2 protein-coding genes are annotated in these 1,617 nt (G+C 53.9%); one reads left to right on the top strand and one right to left on the bottom strand.

The window, feature by feature from the left end:
- Positions 1-133 precede the first annotated feature (133 nt).
- The gene (locus tag ACEW8J_RS04015; RefSeq protein WP_373490347.1) at positions 134-454 is read left to right on the top strand and encodes a DUF1328 domain-containing protein; all 321 of its coding nucleotides are present in this window, start codon (positions 134-136) and stop codon (positions 452-454) included.
- A 605-nt stretch (positions 455-1,059) separates the two neighbouring features.
- Here the strand turns inward: ACEW8J_RS04015 and ACEW8J_RS04010 are convergent.
- On the bottom strand, positions 1,060-1,500 hold the full coding sequence (locus ACEW8J_RS04010) for a hypothetical protein (RefSeq protein ID WP_373490346.1): 441 nt from the start codon (positions 1,498-1,500) through the stop codon (positions 1,060-1,062).
- Between the last annotated feature and the right edge of the window lie 117 nt (positions 1,501-1,617).

Genomic DNA, 1,617 nt, shown 5'->3' with positions numbered 1-1,617 from the left:
TTTGAAACCCCGCGAGTCAACGTCCGGCAATCTAAACCAGACTCGCCAGCAGGGCTGACGGTGTTTTCATCCTCCTGCGTCGATCACTGATTCCGAAGCCGCTGCAGATAGGCCCATAATCCTGGCTGATCCGATGGCGCTAATTTGGCTATTTGGCGAGATTGCCCAAGCCGGACGTATTTCCTCGTCCGTGAATATTGCAAGGCTGGCGGAACCAAGCTGGTGGCAATTCGTTACATCCCCAAGCGCGGCATTTAAACAGGAGAATGACATGTACGGTTGGGCAATAACCTTGGCGATAGTCGCTTTGATAGCAGCGATACTCGGGTTTGGAGGAGTTGCCGGCGTTCTGGCCGACATAGCACTTGTCGTGTTCATTATAGCTCTGATTGCCACAATCATTTTCTTTGTCATGGGCTGGAAAGCCGGCAAAAAATTAAGCAGCAAACTTTAGTCGAAGCGGCATGACGAACAGTGAAGGTGTGATTGCGGTAAGAATTTGTTGCTGATCTGCGACGCTGCACGAGCAATTCAAGCATGGAGAACTGGATATCCAATGGAGTGATATCGCAGTTGCCTATCCCGCACAGCTCATTGTAACAGTTCCGTCCATCGATAAACACCATCGCGCGATCCGCCGCAACCAAGCGCTTTTGGGATAACAAGTGTTTCGCGGAAAAATTCGAGCCGGCGCGAACTGCAATCGCTGGCACAAGAGCTTGCAAGGCGTGCTCGTGATCGGACGCGGCTCCCAATATGCAATCTGCAGAACCGGGCAATGTTGCCCCCACGAAAGGCCAGACATTCAGCCGGGAATTATAGATCGGACCACTGAAGCGATCTGCGACTGGCGGTTGCATGACATTTTCGAAGCGATTTGCTTAAGTTGCGCACGGACGGTAGACACGGCGACCTGTCTGGCCTCCGCATTCTGGCGGAGTGTCATGTTGTTGCCTATACCGGCGGCGATTTCCGCTTCTGCCCGCGTCAGTCCGAACAGATTGCACAATCTTTGCACGAGCAGCTGATCAGGGAGCCGATCCGCCTCCAGCAGAATTATCACCGCCCTGCTACCATTCGATAAGCGCATCGGCGATATGGTCGCGATATGGTCGCGATCGCGGGCGACCCTCTCTGATGACCCAGGACCACGGCACCCGCGTCAGGTGAAGGCGCTACGGCCGCTGCTAACGCCAGCCGCAATAGCTTCATCGCCGATCCTACCGCCTCAATCTTCCCATGGGAATAGGTGAGGAGCTGCGCCTGATGGATGGTGCTTTGCGCGGCGGCGTTCATTCCAAGCCGGCGTCCTCCGCCGGTCACCAGGAGTGCGGCATGTGCCATGCTTTCCGAGTTCATCGCCGAATCATAGATTTCTTCAGGCGAAATACGGCGATTTTCCATGAACGTGCCCCCGCTTGTTCGTTGATCATCGCACAAACTGCACAGGTGCTTTGCCTGCACCCAAGCAACAACGTCCCGAATCAGACTGGGCATCATTTCCATAGCCCAAATTGGGGATGCGAATCGAAATAAAACAATTAAAGTCAAGGCATTAGACGTAAATGGGGCTGTTTCCGAAGCATCGACATACCGAAACAATCAAGGCGAAACCTC

It is taken from the genome of Parasphingorhabdus sp., assembly GCF_041748495.1.
Lineage (GTDB): Bacteria > Pseudomonadota > Alphaproteobacteria > Sphingomonadales > Sphingomonadaceae > Parasphingorhabdus.
Note: the sequence above shows the minus strand (reverse complement) of the source record. Positions and strands in the feature narration are given on the sequence as shown.